Annotated in this window: 14 protein-coding genes; 2 read left to right on the top strand and 12 right to left on the bottom strand. The window is 67.2% G+C overall.

Going from position 1 to position 17,096, the window contains the following annotated elements; translation table 11 throughout:
- Positions 1-207: 207 nt before the first annotated feature.
- The 5 genes from EV667_RS05615 to EV667_RS05595 form a co-directional block, all read right to left on the bottom strand.
- Positions 208-1,677: a form I ribulose bisphosphate carboxylase large subunit gene (locus EV667_RS05615; protein ID WP_131834279.1), complete on the bottom strand. Its 1,470-nt coding sequence runs from the start codon at positions 1,675-1,677 to the stop codon at positions 208-210.
- Between the two features lie 88 nt (positions 1,678-1,765).
- Complete coding sequence (gene fba / locus EV667_RS05610) at positions 1,766-2,851, bottom strand: class II fructose-bisphosphate aldolase (RefSeq protein WP_131834278.1); 1,086 nt, start codon at positions 2,849-2,851, stop codon at positions 1,766-1,768.
- A 16-nt stretch (positions 2,852-2,867) separates the two neighbouring features.
- Complete coding sequence (tkt, locus tag EV667_RS05605; RefSeq protein WP_131834277.1) at positions 2,868-4,889, bottom strand: transketolase; 2,022 nt, start codon at positions 4,887-4,889, stop codon at positions 2,868-2,870.
- A gap of 14 nt (positions 4,890-4,903) precedes the next feature.
- Positions 4,904-5,779 (bottom strand): phosphoribulokinase, encoded by an 876-nt coding sequence (locus EV667_RS05600; protein ID WP_131834276.1) that lies wholly within the window; start codon positions 5,777-5,779, stop codon positions 4,904-4,906.
- Positions 5,780-5,792: 13 nt separating this feature from the next.
- Positions 5,793-6,818 carry a class 1 fructose-bisphosphatase gene (locus EV667_RS05595; RefSeq protein ID WP_131834275.1) on the bottom strand — a complete coding sequence of 342 codons (1,026 nt, stop codon included), beginning with the start codon at positions 6,816-6,818 and terminating at the stop codon, positions 5,793-5,795.
- 181 nt (positions 6,819-6,999) lie between these two features.
- Here EV667_RS05595 and EV667_RS05590 point away from each other — a divergent pair, with 181 nt between their 5' ends.
- Positions 7,000-7,998: a LysR family transcriptional regulator gene (locus EV667_RS05590; protein ID WP_131834274.1), complete on the top strand. Its 999-nt coding sequence runs from the start codon at positions 7,000-7,002 to the stop codon at positions 7,996-7,998.
- 69 nt (positions 7,999-8,067) lie between these two features.
- Here the strand turns inward: EV667_RS05590 and EV667_RS05585 are convergent, their stop codons facing one another.
- From EV667_RS05585 to EV667_RS05560, 6 genes are all read right to left on the bottom strand, one after another.
- A complete protein-coding gene (locus EV667_RS05585) occupies positions 8,068-9,153 on the bottom strand; it encodes an alpha/beta fold hydrolase (protein WP_131834273.1) in 1,086 nt (361 codons plus the stop codon).
- A gap of 224 nt (positions 9,154-9,377) precedes the next feature.
- Complete coding sequence (locus tag EV667_RS05580; protein WP_131834272.1) at positions 9,378-10,199, bottom strand: ABC transporter permease; 822 nt, start codon at positions 10,197-10,199, stop codon at positions 9,378-9,380.
- A gap of 1 nt (position 10,200) precedes the next feature.
- Positions 10,201-11,379: an ABC transporter permease gene (locus EV667_RS05575; RefSeq protein ID WP_131834271.1), complete on the bottom strand. Its 1,179-nt coding sequence runs from the start codon at positions 11,377-11,379 to the stop codon at positions 10,201-10,203.
- Positions 11,376-12,464 (bottom strand): ABC transporter ATP-binding protein, encoded by a 1,089-nt coding sequence (locus EV667_RS05570; RefSeq protein WP_131834270.1) that lies wholly within the window; start codon positions 12,462-12,464, stop codon positions 11,376-11,378. Before EV667_RS05570 ends, EV667_RS05575 begins: the two co-directional genes overlap by 4 nt.
- 217 nt (positions 12,465-12,681) lie before the next feature.
- Positions 12,682-13,680, bottom strand: coding sequence for an ABC transporter substrate-binding protein (locus EV667_RS05565; protein ID WP_425359017.1), 999 nt, complete (start codon positions 13,678-13,680; stop codon positions 12,682-12,684).
- Between the two features lie 192 nt (positions 13,681-13,872).
- The gene (locus EV667_RS05560) at positions 13,873-14,421 is read right to left on the bottom strand and encodes a cupin domain-containing protein (protein WP_018389594.1); all 549 of its coding nucleotides are present in this window, start codon (positions 14,419-14,421) and stop codon (positions 13,873-13,875) included.
- Positions 14,422-14,546: 125 nt separating this feature from the next.
- Here EV667_RS05560 and hisD point away from each other — a divergent pair, with 125 nt between their 5' ends.
- Positions 14,547-15,827 (top strand): histidinol dehydrogenase, encoded by a 1,281-nt coding sequence (hisD, locus tag EV667_RS05555; RefSeq protein ID WP_131834268.1) that lies wholly within the window; start codon positions 14,547-14,549, stop codon positions 15,825-15,827.
- Positions 15,828-16,006: 179 nt separating this feature from the next.
- On the opposite strand, the gene EV667_RS05550 is transcribed toward hisD, so the two are convergent.
- Positions 16,007-16,963: a DUF2778 domain-containing protein gene (locus EV667_RS05550; protein ID WP_245515986.1), complete on the bottom strand. Its 957-nt coding sequence runs from the start codon at positions 16,961-16,963 to the stop codon at positions 16,007-16,009.
- Between the last annotated feature and the right edge of the window lie 133 nt (positions 16,964-17,096).

Raw genomic sequence — 17,096 nt, 5'->3', positions numbered from 1 at the left:
CATCTCTGTCTCGTTCCCCGGACAAGCGGCGCGCTGCGCCGTGCCGATCCGGGGTCCAGGAGAAAATTCGCGAAGCGGCAAAGGCTCGCGGCGAAGGCTGGCGGCTGAAGACGCGGACAGGCAGGCTGTCGTGCCTTCGGCATGTTCTGCGCTGGGTCCCGGATCGGCGCTTCGCGTTCTGCTCCGCTTGTCCGGGACACGGCCTGTTCACTCCGCAGCGGTGGCCTGGGGCACGAAGTCGGGCGTGTCGGTGGAGGTGTAGTTGAAGGTCACGTCCTTCCACACTTCCAGCGCCTGCTTCAGCGGCATGCAGTGGCGGGCGGCTTCCTTCAGGATTTCCGGCCCTTCATGCACGATGTCGCGGCCCTCGTTGCGGGCGAGGATCATCGCCTCCAGCGCCACGCGGTTGGCCTGCGCGCCGGCCTGGATTCCCATCGGGTGGCCGATGGTGCCACCGCCGAACTGCAGCACCACATCCTCGCCGAGCAGGTCGATGAGCTGGTGCATCTGGCCGGCATGGATGCCGCCCGAGGCGACCGGCATCAGCTTGCGGGTCGAGGCCCAGTCCTGGTCGAAGAAGATGCCGTGGGCGAGGTTCTGCGGCACGAAATCCTCGCGGCAGAGGTCGTAATAGCCCTTGGTGGTGTGGGGGTCGCCCTCCAGCTTGCCGACCACGGTGCCGGCATGGATGTGGTCGACGCCGGCAAGGCGCATCCACTTGGTGATGACGCGGAACGACACGCCGTGGTTCTTCTGCCGGGTATAGGTGGAATGGCCGGCGCGGTGCAGGTGCAGGATCATGTCATTGCGCCGCGCCCACTTCGCCATGGACTGGATCGCGGTGTAGCCGATGATCAGGTCGATCATGATGATCGAGGAACCGAGCTGCTTGGCGAACTCGGCGCGCTCATACATGTCTTCCATGGTGGCGCCGGTAACGTTGAGATAGGTGCCCTTGATCTCGCCGGTGCCGGCCTGCGCCTTGTTCACCGCCTCCATGCAGTAGAGGAAACGGTCGCGCCAGTGCATGAAGGGCTGCGAGTTGATGTTCTCGTCGTCCTTGGTGAAGTCGAGCCCGCCCTTCAGCGCCTCATAGACCACGCGGCCATAATTGCGGCCGGACAGGCCGAGCTTGGGCTTGACGGTGGCGCCGAGCAGCGGGCGGCCGAACTTGTCCAGACGCTCGCGCTCCACCACGATGCCGGTGGCCGGGCCGTCGAAGGTTTTCACATAGGCGACCGGCAGGCGCATGTCCTCAAGGCGCAGCGCCTTCAGCGGCTTGAAGCCGAAGACATTGCCGATGATCGAGGCCGACAGGTTGGCGATCGAGCCGGGCTCGAACAGGTCGAGATCATAGGCGATATAGGCGAACCACGAGCCCGGCGCGTTCGGCACCGGGTCGACCCGGTAGCACTTGGCGCGGTACTTGTCGCAGGCGGTCAGGCGGTCGGTCCACACCACGGTCCAGGTCGCGGTGGAGCTTTCGCCGGCCACCGCCGCCGAGGCCTCGATCTCGTCGACGCCGTCCTGCGGGGTGATGCGGAACACGGCGATGATGTCCGTGTCCTTCGGCTCGTAGTCGGGCTGCCAGTAGCCCATCTTGCGGTATTCCATCACGCCGGCGCTGTAGCGGCTGCGCGTCTCCTCGGTGGGCTTGGTCTTGTCGATCGCGTTCATCGATCTTCTCCCTGTGCGTTCCGTCGGCGCGGCGTTGGAGCACGCGCCCGAAAATCTCGTTGGAAGGCTCCCCGTGGCGGGGAGGTGTTTATTCCGCCGCCACCTGCGCGCCGCCGATCACCGGATCGAGGCTGCCGGAGGCGTAGCGCTTGGCCATGGCGGCCAGCGGCAGGACCTTGATCTGCGCGGCGTGGCCCGCCGTGCCGAATTGCTCGAAGCGTTCGCGGCAGAGGTCGCGCATCGCGTCCATGGCCGGTTTCAGGAATTTGCGCGGGTCGAATTCCGCCTTGTTGCCTTCCCCGACCTTGCGGAACTGGGCGGTCATGGCGAGCCGGCAGTCGGTGTCGATGTTGACCTTGCGCACGCCGTGGCGGATGCCGCGCACGATCTCCTCCACCGGCACGCCCCAGGTCTGGGGCATCTGCCCTCCGCTCGCGTTGAACAGGTCCTGCAGCGCCTGCGGCACCGAGGAGGAGCCGTGCATCACCAGATGCACATTGGGCAGCCGGCGGTGGATTTCCTCGATGATGTTCATGGCGAGGATGTCGCCGTCCGGCTGGCGCGAGAATTTGTAGGCGCCGTGCGAGGTGCCCATGGCGATGGCCAGCGCGTCGACCCTGGTCGCGGCGACGAAGTCCTCCGCCTGGTCGGGATCGGTCAGCAGCTGGTCGTGGCTGAGCTGCCCTTCCGCGCCGTGCCCGTCCTCCTGCTCGCCCGCGCCGCTCTCCAGCGAGCCGAGCACGCCGAGCTCGCCTTCCACCGAGGCGCCGACCCAATGGGCGGCATCGACCACCCGGCGGGTGATGGCGACGTTGTAGGCGTAATCCGCCGGGGTCTTGGCGTCTTCGCGCAGCGAGCCGTCCATCATGACGGAGGTGAAGCCGTGCTGGATGGCGGAAAGGCAGGTCGCCTCGTTGTTCCCGTGGTCCTGATGCATGCAGACCGGGATGGCGGGATACATTTCGACGAGGGCGTCGATCATCCGCGAGAGCATGATGTCGCCGGCATAGGAGCGGGCGCCACGGCTGGCCTGCATGATGACCGGCGCGTCGACGGCCTGCGCCGCCTCCATGATCGCGATGCCCTGCTCCATATTGTTGATGTTGAACGCCGGCACGCCGTAGCCGTGCTCTGCGGCGTGGTCGAGAAGCTGTCGAAGGGTGATGCGGGCCATTGGCTCTTCCTCTGGCTCAGGCGCAGGTCAGGAGGTCGCAGGTGGCATCGACCACCGCCTCCGGCGTGATGTTGAAGTGCCGGTAGAGCTCGGGCGCCGGGCCGGAGGCGCCGAAGCCCTCCATGCCGACAAAGCGTCCGCGCTCGCCGATCCAGCGGTCCCAGCCGAGCCGGGCGGCGGCCTCGACGGCGACACGCGGGGCGGTGCCGAGAACGGCGCGGCGATATTCCGGGCTCTGGCGCTCGAAAAGCTCCCAGCACGGCATGGAAACGACGGCGGCATCGACGCCGCGTTCCGCCAGCAGGTCCGCCCCCTTGAAGGCGATCTCGACCTCCGAGCCGGTGGCCAGCAGCGTCACGTCGCGCCGGCGCTTGGGCTTGCGGGCGACATAGGCGCCATAGCCGACCAGGTTCTCTTCCGAGTGCTCGGTGCGGAAGGTCGGTAGGTTCTGCCGCGAGAGCGCCAGTACCGAAGGTGTGTCCTCCGCGTGCAAAGCGAGCTGCCAGGCCTCCAGCGTCTCCACCACGTCGGCCGGGCGGAACACATAGAGGTTCGGCGTTGCCCGCAGCATGGCGAGGTGCTCCACCGGCTGGTGCGTCGGCCCGTCCTCGCCGAGGCCGATGGAGTCATGCGTCAGCACATACACGACGCGCTGGCCCATCAGCGCCGAGAGGCGCATGGCGCCCCGCGCATAGTCCGAGAACACCATGAAGGTGCCGCCATAGGGGATCGAGCCGCGATGCAGCGCGAGCCCGTTCATGACAGCCCCCATGGCATGCTCGCGAATGCCGTAATGGATGTAGCGGCCGGCGTAGTTGCCCGGTGTCACCGAGGCCATGCCCTTGGTCAAGGTGAGGTTGGAGTGGGTGAGGTCGGCCGAGCCGCCGACGGTGAGGTCGGTGGCCGCATTGATGATCCCGAGCGCCATTTCGGAGGCCTTGCGGGTCGCCACCTTCGGCGCGACCAGCGACAGCTCGCGCTTGTAGGCGGCGATCTTCTCGTCGAAATCGGCGGGCAGGTCGCCCTCCATGGCCGCCTCGAATTCGGCGCGGCGGCCGGAGGCGGAAAGCCGCTTCTCCCAGGCGTCGCGGGCCTTGGCGCCGGCCTCGGCGATGGCAGCCCAGGGGGCACGCACGCTGTCCGGCACCTCGAACGGCGGGTGGTTCCAGCCAAGCACCCCGCGCACGCCCTCGATTTCGGAGGCGCCCAGCGGGGCGCCGTGCACGGCTTCCGTGCCGGCCTTGGTCGGAGCACCGAAGCCGATGATGGTGCGGCAGGCGATCAGCACCGGCTTGTCGCTGGCGCGAGCCTCCGCGAGGGCGTCGATCAGCGCGTGATGGGCGTGGCCATCGACCCGCAGCACCTTCCAGCCCGAGGCGGCAAAGCGGGCGAGCTGGTCGGTGGAGGTCGAGAGCGAGGTCTTGCCGTCGATCGAGATGCCGTTGTCGTCCCACAGCACCACGAGCCTGGAGAGCCTGAGGTGTCCGGCGAGGTCGATGGCCTCGTGGCTGATGCCCTCCATGAGGCAGCCGTCGCCGGCGATGACATAGGTGTGGTGGTCGACCAGTTCGTCGCCAAAGCGGGCATTGAGCATGCGCTCGGCCAGCGCCATGCCAACGGCCGTGGTGAGCCCCTGCCCCAGCGGGCCGGTGGTGGTCTCGACGCCGAGCGTATGGCCGTGCTCCGGATGGCCGGCGGTGATGGCGCCGAGCTGGCGGAAGCTCTTGAGCTGGTCGGTGCCCATGTCGGCATAGCCGAGAAGATGGTTGATCGCGTAGAGCAGCATCGAGCCGTGGCCGGCGGAAAGAATAAAGCGGTCGCGGTCCGGCCAGTCGGGGCGGCGCGGGTCGATCTTCATGAACCGGCTGAACAAAGCGGTGGCGACATCCGCCATGCCCATGGGCATGCCGGGATGGCCGGACTTGGCCTGTTCCACCGCGTCCATCGCAAGCGCGCGCAGGGCGTTCGCCATGTCGTCATGGGGGATGTCGGCAGGGTCCTGGTGGGGACGCAGGCCCGGCGATTGGCTGGTCAACATGCTGTCCTCCCTTTTCACGCGGCGCGCCGCTTCTTCTCGACGAGGTTGAGGATCATCGGGGTGAGGATGAGCTGCATCGCGATGTCGAGCTTGCCGCCCGGGATCACGATGGAATTGGCGCGGCTCATCCAGGAGCCCTCGATCATCGAGAGCAGGTAGGGGAAGTCGATCCCGCGCGGGCTCTTGAAGCGGATGACGACGATGGATTCGTCGGCCGTCGGAATCCACCGGGCGATGAACGGGTTCGAGGTATCGACCGTCGGCACGCGCTGGAAGTTGATGTCGGTGTGGGTGAACTGCGGGCAGATGTAGTTCACGTAGTCCGGCATGCGGCGCAGGATGGTGTCGGTCACCGCCTCGGTGGAATAGCCGCGATGCGAGCGGTCGCGGTGGATCTTCTGGATCCATTCGAGGTTGATGACCGGCACCACGCCGATCTTCAGGTCGGCATAGCGGGCAACGTCGATATTGCCGCTCGCCACCGCTCCGTGCAGCCCCTCGTAGAACAGCAGGTCGGTCGGCGTGGGGATCGGCTCCCAGTCGGTGAAGGTGCCGGGCGGGCCGCCATATTCGGCGGCTTCCTTGTCGTCATGGACATAGTGCCGGTACTTGCCGGTGCCGGTGTGGGAATAGGAACGGAAGGTTTCCTCCAGCTCCTCGAACAGGTTCGAATCCGGCCCGAAATGGCTGTAATGGTGGTTACCGCGCGAGGCTTCCTCGGACATGACGCGCTTCATTTCGGCGCGGTCGTAGCGGTGATAGGCGTCGCCCTCGATATAGGCGGCGGCGACATCCTCGCGGCGGAAGATCTGCTCGAAGATGCGCCGCACCGAGGTGGTGCCCGCGCCGGACGAGCCGGTGACGGAGATGATGGGATGATGGATCGACATGGGTCCCTCTCCGTCAGGCGCGCAGAAGGCCGCGACGGGCGAACAGGGGCGAGCGCTCCGGCATGGCGGCAGCGTCGCGGTGATAGCGGGCGATGCGCTCGACCTCGGCGCGCGAGCCGAACACCAGCGGCACGCGCTGGTGCAGGCTCAACGGAATGAGGTCGAGGATCGGCAGGCGTCCGTCGGTGGCCGAGCCCTGCGCCTGCTCCATCAGGAAGGCGACGGGGTTGGCCTCGTAGACCAGCCGCAGGCGGCCCTGGCCGTAGCCCCGGCGGGCGTCGCCGGGATAGAGATAGACCCCGCCGCGCACCAGGATGCGAAACACGTCCGCCACCATGGAGGCGACCCAGCGGGTGTTGAAGTCCTTCTCCCGCGGCCCGTCGACCCCGGCCAGGCAGTCCTCGACATAGCAGCGTATGGCGATGTCCCAATGCCGCAGATTGGAGGCGTTGATCGCGTATTCGGCCGTTTCCGGCAGCACCAGCGCCCGCTCCTCGGCCAGCAGGAAGGCGCCGCTGGCACGGTCGAGTATGTAGATCTGGGTGCCGACGCCCACCGTCAGCACCAGCGCGGTCTGGGGGCCGTAGAGCAGGAAGCCGGCGGCCAGCTGCGCCCTTCCCGGCTGCAGCAGCGAATCCGCGCCGGCATAGGGAAGGATCGAGAAAATGGTGCCGACCGTGGCGTTGCTGTCGATGTTGGACGAGCCGTCCAGCGGGTCGACCGCGACGGCGAGCGTGCCGGCGGCATCCAGCAGAACTGCCGCGTCGGCTTCCTCGGAGCCGTACAGGGCGACCGGCGTGCCGGCGAGCGATTCGCGCACCAGATCGTCGGCGATCAGGTCGAGTTCTTTCTGGCTGTCGCCATCGGCATGATAGCCCCGCACGGTGGCGAGGGGGCCGGCCAGCGGCCCGGCGGCGAGAAGCTCGGAAATCTTCAGGCCGGCGCCGGCCAGCGCGAGCACGGCGTCGGCGACGTCGCGACGCAGGGCGTCGGCCTGCGACCACCCCTCAAGGTGGTCCTGCAATGTCGGGCGTGTCATGGCGTTCCCCAGTTATGTTTTTGTGGGCTTGAGCCCTTTGGCGTGTCGTTTCCGTGTGCCTTCGAGTGGGGACCCGAAGCGGCGGACGCCTTTTGTTGATCGCAGACTGCCTGAGTTGTCGGCGTAAGGAAATTAGAATAAACTAACCATTCACTTCAATTTATCTGAAATGTAATGTTCCATGCGTAATGCCACGCTCAAGCAGCTGCGCGCCGTCGCCGCCATCGTCGAAACCGGCAGCGTCACCGGCGCGGCGAAGAGGCTGAACGTCACCCCGCCGGCGGTGACGATGCAGGTGCAACTACTCGAACAGTATCTCGGCCTGCCGCTGCTGGACCGCGCCGGCGACCGCTTCCAGCCCAGCGCCGCCGGCCGCGAAGTGCTCGCCGCCACCGCCCGCATCGAGCAGGCGCTGGCGGATTGCGGCGCCGCGCTCGATTCGATGAAGGGCCTGCGCTCGGGCCGGGTTTCGGTGGGGCTGGTCTCGACCGCGAAATATTTCGTGCCGGCGGCGCTCGGCGCCTTCACCCGCACCCATCCCGGCATCGACGTCGTGCTCACCGTCGGCAATCGCGAGGCGATCATTGCCGGCCTGCGCGCCGACGCCATCGATGTCGCCATCATGGGCCGGCCGCCGCTCGACATCGAGGTCGACAAGACGCTGATCGGCGATCACCCCCATGTGCTGATCGCGCCCGCCGATCACCCCCTGCTCGGCCGGCGCATTCTCCCGACGGTGCTGGCCAGCTCGACCTTCATGTCGCGCGAGCCGGGCTCGGGCACGCGCGGGCTGATGGAGCGGTTTTTCCAGCAATCGGGCATCGAGCCGCGCATCGGCATGGAGATCGATTCCAACGAAACCATCAAGCAGGCTGTCATGGCCGGACTGGGCCTTGCCTTCATCTCCGCTCACACCATCGCGGCAGAAGTGGCGGATGGGCGCCTCGCCGTGCTCGATGTGGAGGGGCTGCCGGAGGTGCGGCAATGGTTCGTGGTGAAGCGCTCGGCCAAGCGCCTGACGCCCCCGGCGGCGGCGCTGACCGAGTTTTTGGCCCGGCGCGGGCCGGAATTCCTGCCCGACACGCTCCATTTGCCCGGCGTGGCCGAAGCGCGGGCCGCGAGGGAAGCACAGAGACGGGAAGCGGAAGCAGCGGAAGGACAGGCGCGCGACGGGGCATAGTCACCCCGCCCGCCACCGACCCGGCCGGGGCGCAGGGCTTTTCACCCACCCCCGGCGGCGGACGGCGCGCTATGGCGCCGTGGCGGCGCGGGGCGCCGTCGCCAGAAGTTCGCCTATCTCCTTGGCGTAGAACTTCGCCATGCCCAGCGTCCCGTGGCCGCGCGTGTCGCCGCTGGCGGGGATGAGCAGCACCCGGCCGTTCTTCACCCGCTTGATCTCGCGGTCCATGATGCCGGTTTCGGGCGGGTTGCGCTCGTCATCGGCCGAGTTGATGGCGAGCACGGTGGCGGCGATCTTGTCGAGGCCGGGCGCGGCGTTGTAGTCGCGCGAGGAATCCCACTGGTACATGAAGTCGTTGGCGTCCACGGTGAGTGGCGCCTTCAGGCGGGCGTCCAGCAGCGCATCCGCCTTCTCGCGCGTCGGCGCCATGTCCTGCAGCGCCAGCGTGCCGCCATTGGTGGCGATGCCGAAATACACATTGGCCACCTGCACGGCCTTCGGCTGCTCGGTATAGTCGCCGTCCTTCCAGTCCGGATCGTTGCGCACGGCGTCGATGATCATGCGGCGCATCATCCAGTTGCGGCTGGCCATTTCGGTCGGCTGCGACGCCATGGGCACGACGATGTCCATCGCGTCCGGATATTTGGAACCCCACAGCCAGGCGTGCATGCCGCCCATGGAATAGCCGATGATCATCCTGAGGTGCTTCACGCCAAGCCCCTCGGTCACGAGCGCATATTGCGCACGGACCATGTCGTCGTAATTGTAGCGGGGGAACTTGGCACGCAGGCCATCGGAGGGCTTGGCCGAGGTTCCCGCACCGATGGAATCGGTGAGAATGATATAGTAGCGGCTTGCATCCAGCGGCTGGCCGGGGCCGAACAACTCGCCGGCGAAGGCGGGGTTCAGCATCGAGGCGGCCGAGCCGGTGGTGCCGTGCAGGATGAGCACCGGCTCGCCGGAGGGCTCACCGACCGTGGTGTAGCCGAGCTTCAGTTCAGGCAGGACCTCGCCGGTGTGGAACTTGAAATCCTTGGCGATCCACATGCCAGTCTTGGGGGCGGGGTAGTCGGCGGCAAAGGCGGTGCCCAGTGCCGTGATCGCGACCGTGGCGGCAATCGCCACCCCGCGCAATCCGCGCATCATCATCGACATGGTAGCTCCGTTTCTTCCCTGAGACGTCGGGCTTGCTGCCCGGTTCTGATCGGCGGCCCCGGCCCTTTCGGACACTTAGCGACCCCAGCCGTTGGCGCGGCTTCGGGCCCTTGATCAGGGCAACCGTCGTTATCTTTGGTCTTTCCGCTCCAACTCGCAAGCACTTGAAAGCGCGAAAGACCAAAACGAAAGGAGACGAAACAGAAAGCGCGGCCGCCGGGCGTTTAACCCGCCTCCGACGCCGCCGCCTTGGCCAGCCGGTTCTGGCGCCAGCGCAGCAGCCCGGCGAGGCCGGCGAGGCACAGCGTGCCGATGATGAGCAGGAAGGCGGCGGCCGCCACCGTCGGGCTCACATTCTCGCGGATGCTGGCGAACATCTGCCGCGCCAGCGTGCGCTGGTTGGGTCCGGCGACGAACAGGGTGATGACCACCTCGTCCAGGGAGGTGGCGAAGGCGAATACCGCGCCCGAGATGACGCCCGGCAGGGCCAGCGGCAGGGTGATGCGCCGGAACACGGTGGCCGGATTGGCCCCCAGGCTGCTCGCCGCCCGCTCGATGGACCCGTCAATGCCGCCGAGCGAAGCCGAGACGCTGACGATGACAAAGGGCACGCACAGCACCGCATGCGCGACGATGACGCCGAGATAGGTGCTCGCAAGGCCAAGCCGCGTATACAGAATCTGCATGCCGACGCCCAGCACCACCGCCGGCACCACCATGGGCAGCAGGAACATCACCCGCAGCAGGCTGGCGAAGGGCAGGCGCGCATGGCGCAGCCCGAGCGCGGCCAGCGTGCCGATGACGGTCGACAGCGCCGTGGCGCCGCAGCCGATGATGAGGCTGTTGATGATCGAGCGCCGCCAGGTCTCGCTGGTCTGGAGTTCGACGAACCAGCGCGAGGAGAAGCTCTCGATCGGGTAGTTCAGGAACACGCTGGAATTGAACGCCAGCGGCAGGATGGCGATGATGGGCGCAACCAGAAAGAACACCACCGCCGCGCCGAAGACGATCTGGCCGGCGCGGAAGGCGGGAGAGTTTGCCGCCATTTCAGGCCCCCACCATGTTGGGCGAGCGCGACAGGCGGCCATAGACGAAATAGAGCGCCGTCGTCGTCACCAGCAGGATCAGGCCGAGGGCGCCCGCCATGCCCCAGTTCGCGGTGCCGGTGGCGAAGAAGGCGATGACCGAAGAAATCATCTGGTCCTCGGCCCCGCCGACCAGCGCCGGCGTGATGTAGTAGCCGAGCGCCACCATGAAGACGAGCAGCGCGCCGGACGCGACGCCGGGCAGCGCCATCGGCAGCAGCACATGCCAGAACGCCCGCAGGCGGCTCGCCCCCAGCGAGGAGGCCGCCGGCATGAGGTTGCGCGGAATGCCCAGCAGCACGGAGTAGATCGGCAGCACCATGAAGGGCAGCAGCACATGGGTCATGGCGATGATGACGCCGGTGCGGTTGAAGATCAGCTGCAAGGGCTGGTCGACGATGCCCACAGCGAGGAGCGCCTTGTTTATCAGCCCCTCATTCTGCAGCAGGATCACCCAGGAGGCGGTGCGCACCAGCAGCGAGGTCCACAACGGCAGCAGCACGGCGAGCAGCATCACGTTGCGCACCCAGCCCGTGCTGGCGGCGGCGATCATCGCATAGGGCAGGCCGATGAGCGCACATAGCACCGTCACCAGCGCCGCTATGGTGAAGGTCCGCACCATGATGACGCGATTGGCCGAGACATCGGCGGCGATGCTGCCGTCGGTGTCGCGCTTGAGATCGACGGCGGCGAGCAGGTTGCGGTCGGTATAGTTCGGCATGGCCCGTTGCAGAGCCTGCCAGTAGCGGCCCTCGCCCCAGCGCGGGTCGATGCCGGCGAGGTCGACGGGTTGACCGGGCGGGGCGTCGCGCACCGCACTGGCGGTGCGCCCCAGCAGGGTGCGGAAGCCCGAGACTTCGCTGTTGAGGCGGCGCACGGCATCACCGAAGGCCATCTGCTCGCTGGGCGCGCGCAAATCGGCAATGAGCGCCTCCTGCACCTGCGCGGGCGGCAGGCCGGAACCATCCCACGAGCGAATGGCGCTGGCGGTTTCCGGCATCACCTGCCGCACCGTCCCGTCGGTGACGGAGACGGCGATCATCATCGCCAGCGGCCAGACGAAGAACGCCGCGAGAAACAGGAACAGTGGCGCCACGAGGAGAAGCGCCGAGACGCGGCCGCGTGCCGGGGACCCGCTCATGAAGCGCTTCCCGGCGCCTTGTCCGGCGCGATGAGCGTGCATTCGGACGGCTCGAAGCAGGCGAACGCCGTGCTGCCGACGGCCCCCACCGGCACGCGCCGCTGTACTTTGGCGACAAGCTCCAGCCCCGGCCCGGCCAGATGGGTACGCAGATGGTCGCCCTGGTAGACATTGTCGGAAACCGTCACCGGGATGACATTGCCCGTGCCCGCCTCGCCCTGCAGGTGCAGCCGCTCGGGCCGCACCGAGGCGAGGATCGGCGCGCCGACCTCCACCGGAGCGAGCAGCGCGGCGCGCACGACGACGCCATTGGCGATCGCCACCTCGGCGATGCCGTCAGCCACCCGCTGCACCACTCCTTCAAACAAATTGGTCTCGCCGATGAACTCAGCGACGAAGCGGGTGCGCGGGCGGTCGTAAATGCCCTCCGGCGTGTCGAGTTGCTCGACGCGGCCATGATTGAACACGGCGATGCGGTCCGACATGGTCAGCGCTTCGGACTGGTCATGGGTCACGAAGATCACGGTGAGGCCGAGCGTGCGGTGCAGGTCGCGCAGTTCCAGCTGCATGTGCTCGCGCAACTGCTTGTCGAGCGCGCCGAGCGGCTCGTCCATCAGCACCACGGTCGGCTCGAACACCAGCGCGCGGGTGAGCGCGACGCGCTGCTGCTGGCCACCGGAAAGCTGCGCCGGGCGGCGGTCCTTGAGATGGGCGAGCCGCACCATGTCGAGCGCCCGGGTCACACGCTCGCCCGCCTCCGCCTTCCCCACCCCGCGCATGACAAGCGGGAAGGCGACGTTCTCGGCCACGGTCATGTGCGGGAACAGCGCGTAATTCTGGAACACCACGCCCATGTTGCGCTTGTGCGAGGGCAGGTTCTCGATGCGGGTGCCGTCGAGCCAGATGGCCCCATGCGAGGGGTGCTCGAAGCCGGCCAGCATCATCAGGATGGTGGTCTTGCCCGAACCGGAAGGGCCCAGCAGGCTGACAAATTCCCCCTTGGCGACCTGGAGATCGAGCCTGTCGACCACCTTCAGCGTGCCATAGGATTTCGTGACCTGGTCGAAATGGATGAAGGGCGCCAACCGCAATCTCCGAGTAGTGGCCTTGCGTGACGTTACCCGGCCGGGAAGCCAGCTCCAAGCAAGCGAATGGGCGGGCGGAAGTGAACGAGGGGTTCAGGCGTCACCCGGACATGGCCTTGATGCCATGTCCGGAAGCGCAGGCTGGTCGAGGTCACGCGATCCCGGCCGTTCGGCCATGCCGCCGGCCGGGAGGTGCAACCGCGTTCCCGCGCCTGGCTTACTTCGCCAGCCAGGCGTTGAAGCGCTTGGTCAGTTCCTCGACATTGTCGACCCAGAACGCGCCATCCAGCGCGATGGCGCCGGTGAGGTTGGCTTCCGTGGTCGGCAGGTCCTTCTGCAGGGCGGCGGGGACCATCGCGGCGGCTTCCTTGTTGGGCAGGCCGTAGGCGATGTATTCCGGCAGCTTCGACTGGTTGGCCGGCTCGCTGGCGAAGGCGATGAAGTTCATCGCTTCCTTCGCATTCGGGCTGTCCTTGAGGATCACCCAGCTGTCGATGGCGTAGATGCTGCCCGGCCAGACGCCCTGGAAGTTCTTGCCCTCGGTCTTGTTGATGCCGGCGAGGCGCCCGTTATAGGCGGTCGACATCACCACTTCGCCGGATGCCAGCAGGGAGAGCGGCTGCGCGCCGGCTTCCCACCACACGATGTTCGGCTTGAGTTCGTCCAGCTTCTTGAACGCGCGGTCGACGCCTTCCGGCGTGCCGAGCACCTTGTAGACCTCTTCCGGCTTCACGCCGTCGGCCATCAGGGCGAATTCGAGCGAGTATTTCGGGCCGCGACGGAAGCCGCGCTTGCCGGGAAACTTCGTCGTGTCCCAGAAATCCGCCCAGGAGGTCGGCGGCGTCTTCAGCCGGTCGGCGTCGTAGCTCAGCATGGTCGACCAGACGATGGCACCGACGCCGCAATCGCTGACCGCGGCGGAGAGGAACTTGTCCTTGCCGCCGAGCGCGGCCCAGTCGATCTTCTCGTAGAAACCGTCGGCGCAGCCGAGCTCCAGCTCCTCGGTCTCGACCTGCACCACGTCCCAGTTCGGCACGCCGGCCTTCACCTTGGCCGCGATCACGCCGATGCCGCCGTCCCAGCTCTCGTCGAGCACGGGCTTGCCGATCTTCTTGGAGAACGGCTCGAAATAGATCTTCTTCTGGGCATCCTGGTAGTTGCCGCCCCAGGACACGACCGTCAGGTCGCGCGCCGAGGCCGTGCCACCGGCCACCATCAGGCCAAGGGCGAGGCCGGCGCCGCCGATCCGCAGAAGAGTTGATGTCACCTTCATGGAATTTCCCCCTGTTGTCGCTTGTCCCCGCAGCAAAGCACGCCACCGGCATGGGCGACAGAACAGCGGGCGCCCTACCCCAGGGGGTGGTGAATATAATAACCGATCCTGCCCTGTTTTCAGGCGGATCGGCGCTCAATAGGTGGGCGGGTTGATCGCGCTCACAATCTCGCTCGGCTCCTCCGCCACATTGCGAAAACGATGCGGCAGCTTGCTGTCGAAGTAATAGGCGTCGCCGGCATGGAGTATCTTGGAGTTGTTCTCCACCGTCACCTCCACGGCGCCGCGTATGACCATGCCCGCCTCCTGCGCGGTGTGGGAGAAGGCTTCCCCCGTATCGGCGCCGACGGCATAGGTTTCGTGCAGGACGAGAATCTGCCGGTTGGGATGGTTGATCCCGATCACCCGGTAGGATATCGCCTCGCCGCTCCCCACTTCTGGCAGTTCCGAGGCTTCATAGAAGGGCGAGTAGGACGACATCTGCTGAAGCTCGGAGAAAAACCCCACAAGCGTTGTTCCCAGCGCCTCCAATATCGCGGCAAGCGTGTCTATCGAGGGGCTGATGCGGTCGCGCTCGATCAGCGAGATCGAGGAATGCGAGACGCCGGACCGCAAGGCCAGCCGGCGGATGCCGAGATTGCGGCGGCGGCGCAGTTCGCGAATTCCGGGTCCGATATGCGGCATGAGGGCCTCATCTGCGTCGCGCCATTTCCGGGCAAGGTGGAGAATATAATAGACAGGCGCGCGGGCGCCAATTGCCGACATGGGCGGCCGGCCTCACCATCGCCCGGTCCTCACAGGAAACCGCCATGCCCGCGCTCAGCACCGAACTTCGCGACCAGATCCACTCCCTCAAGGCGCCGCGTCCGGACGATGGCAGCGACACCAGCCAGATCGCGGCCACCGTCAAGGAAGTGCTGGATGCGGTGCGCGCACGCGGCGACGAAGCGGTGCGCCACTATTCCCGGCTGTTCGACAAGAGCGAGGTCAGTTCCATTGAGGTGACGGCCGAGGAGCGTGCAAGCGCCCTCGCCGCTCTCGACCCGCAGACCCGCGCCGATACCGAATTCGCCATCGAGCGGGTGCGGGCCTTCGCGCAGGCGCAGCTTGCGACCATCCTGCCGCTGGAGGTTGAGGCGCTGCCGGGCCTGCATCTTGGGCACCGGGTGATCCCGATCCAGCGCGTGGGCGCCTATGTGCCGGGCGGGCGCTATCCCCTGCTCTCCGCCCCGATCATGACCATCGTGCCGGCCAAGGTGGCGGGCTGCGACGAGGTGATCGCCTGCCTGCCGCCCACCGCGCACCCCGCCATGATCGCCGGGTGCCACCTCTCCGGCGCCGACCGCATTTTTCGCGTCGGCGGGGCGCAGGCCATCGCCGCCATGGCGTTCGGCACGGAGACCATTCCCGCCGTCGACAAGGTGTTCGGTCCCGGCAATGCCTATGTGAACGAGGCCAAGCGGCAGGTGTTCGGCCCCGTCGGCATTGACCAGCTTGCCGGGCCGAGCGAGATCTTCATCGTCGCCGACGAGACCGGCGACCCCGAGATGATCGCCACCGATCTGCTGGCGCAGGCCGAGCACGACATCCGCACCCGGGTCGGCCTCATCACCACCAGCCGCGCGCTGGCGCAGGCGACGCTGGTCGAGGTCGAGAAGCAGCTCGCCACCCTTTCCACCGCCCCCGTCGCCGGCAAGGCCTGGGCGGATTTCGGCGAGATCGTGGTGTGCGACAGCGAGGAGGCGATGATCGCCTATTCCGACCACATCGCCGCCGAGCACCTGCAGGTTCACACCGCCGACGCCCACGCCATGGCGGCCAGGCTGCGCAATTACGGCTCGCTGTTCATCGGCACGCTGGCCAGCGTCGTCTATTCCGACAAATGCTGCGGCACCAACCACACGCTCCCCACCATGGGCGCCGGGCGCTATACGGGCGGGCTCTGGGTCGGCTCCTATGTGAAGATCTGCACGCATCAGTGGCTGGACGCGCGCGGCGTTGCCGCTGTCGCCCCTCCGGCCATCCGCCAGAGCGCCAGCGAAGGCCTGGAAGGCCACCGCCGCGCCGCTGCCTTCCGCGTCCAGGGCTGATCGCCGGCACCTGACGAGACCGGCGGCTCGGTGTGCAAAGCCACCCCTCATCCCCGGGCGCGACCCGGGGACTGGCCTTCTTCTCGATATGTCGGCGAAACCGATAGCGCGGCCCCGCGGGTGCGCGCGCGAAGCCCGGCCCGATCCCGAGCGCGGTCTGGCGCAGCCGCCGTGCCGAATCAGTCGCGCCGGCCGCCGGTCAGCCAGGAAAGCAGCGGGTTGGCAGGCGAGGCGGATTTCGGCATGGCCTCGACCACGACGACCTCGTCGATCTCGCCCTTCTTGAAAGAGCCGAGGAAGGCGTCGTAGTCGGCGAGCGAGATGCAGCCATTGGAATCGCCGCGCGGCCCCAGCAGATAGGGGTGGAGCAGGAATCCATTGCGGCCATACATCTTGCCATCGCCCACCGGCGTCATGCGTACGGCCTCGGTGCCGTGGAACTTCGCTTCGCGCATGCGCAGCTTGTAACGGTTGGGCGGGGTGGGCCCGAGCATCTTCACGTGGACATAACGGGGATCGTCGAACTTGTCGCCATAGCCGGAATGCGCCTCCAGCTTCTTGCCGTTCGGCAGATAAAGCTTCTTGGCGCGGATGTCGTAGATGGCGAACCTGTCTTCGCTGGTGGGGTAGCGCAGCTCGTCCTTCGGCGCCTCGGTAGCGGCGGGCGGCGCCTCGGGAGCGGCAGGCTCGTCTTCCTCCATCGGCGGGGGAAGCGCGGCGACCTCGGCCTCAAGATCAGGCTTGCGCGGAGGGCGCGGGGCGAGCGTCAAAACGTCTTCCGGCTCGTCGCCGGACATCATCCGGCCGGCAAAGAGCGGGTTGGCCATCGGCAGAGGCACGGTGCTCACCGTCTCCATCGGCGGAACGGTCGCGTCCGGGGCGGCGGCGACGGCGACCGGGCGCGCCAACATCGGGGCGGGATTGAACAGCCAGTCGCGCGGCGGCGCAAAGGCGCCTGCCGTCTGGAAATTGCGGATGTCCTTGACCGTGTAGATCGGCGGCGGCAAGGGCTCGTCCACCACCACGCTGGCGACTTCCGGCGCGGCAGGAGCTGCCAGCAGGGGAGGATCGACGCGCGCGGCATCGGCCGGGGTCGGAATCGGGGTGTTGGAAATCCAGGCGACGGCAACCGCCACGCCAACAAATCCAACCGAGCCGATAAGGAAAGAGCCAATTAGCCGCATAGGCATCTCTGTACAGATGACGGACGTCCGCGCACGACCCGCAGGTCGTCCACGCCCGGCGTCAGCCTTCGGTTGCACACAGCAC

Source organism: Ancylobacter aquaticus (genome assembly GCF_004339465.1).
Classification (GTDB): domain Bacteria; phylum Pseudomonadota; class Alphaproteobacteria; order Rhizobiales; family Xanthobacteraceae; genus Ancylobacter; species Ancylobacter aquaticus.
The sequence above is the reverse complement of the archived record's forward strand: the minus strand, read 5'-3'. Positions and strand labels throughout refer to the sequence as shown.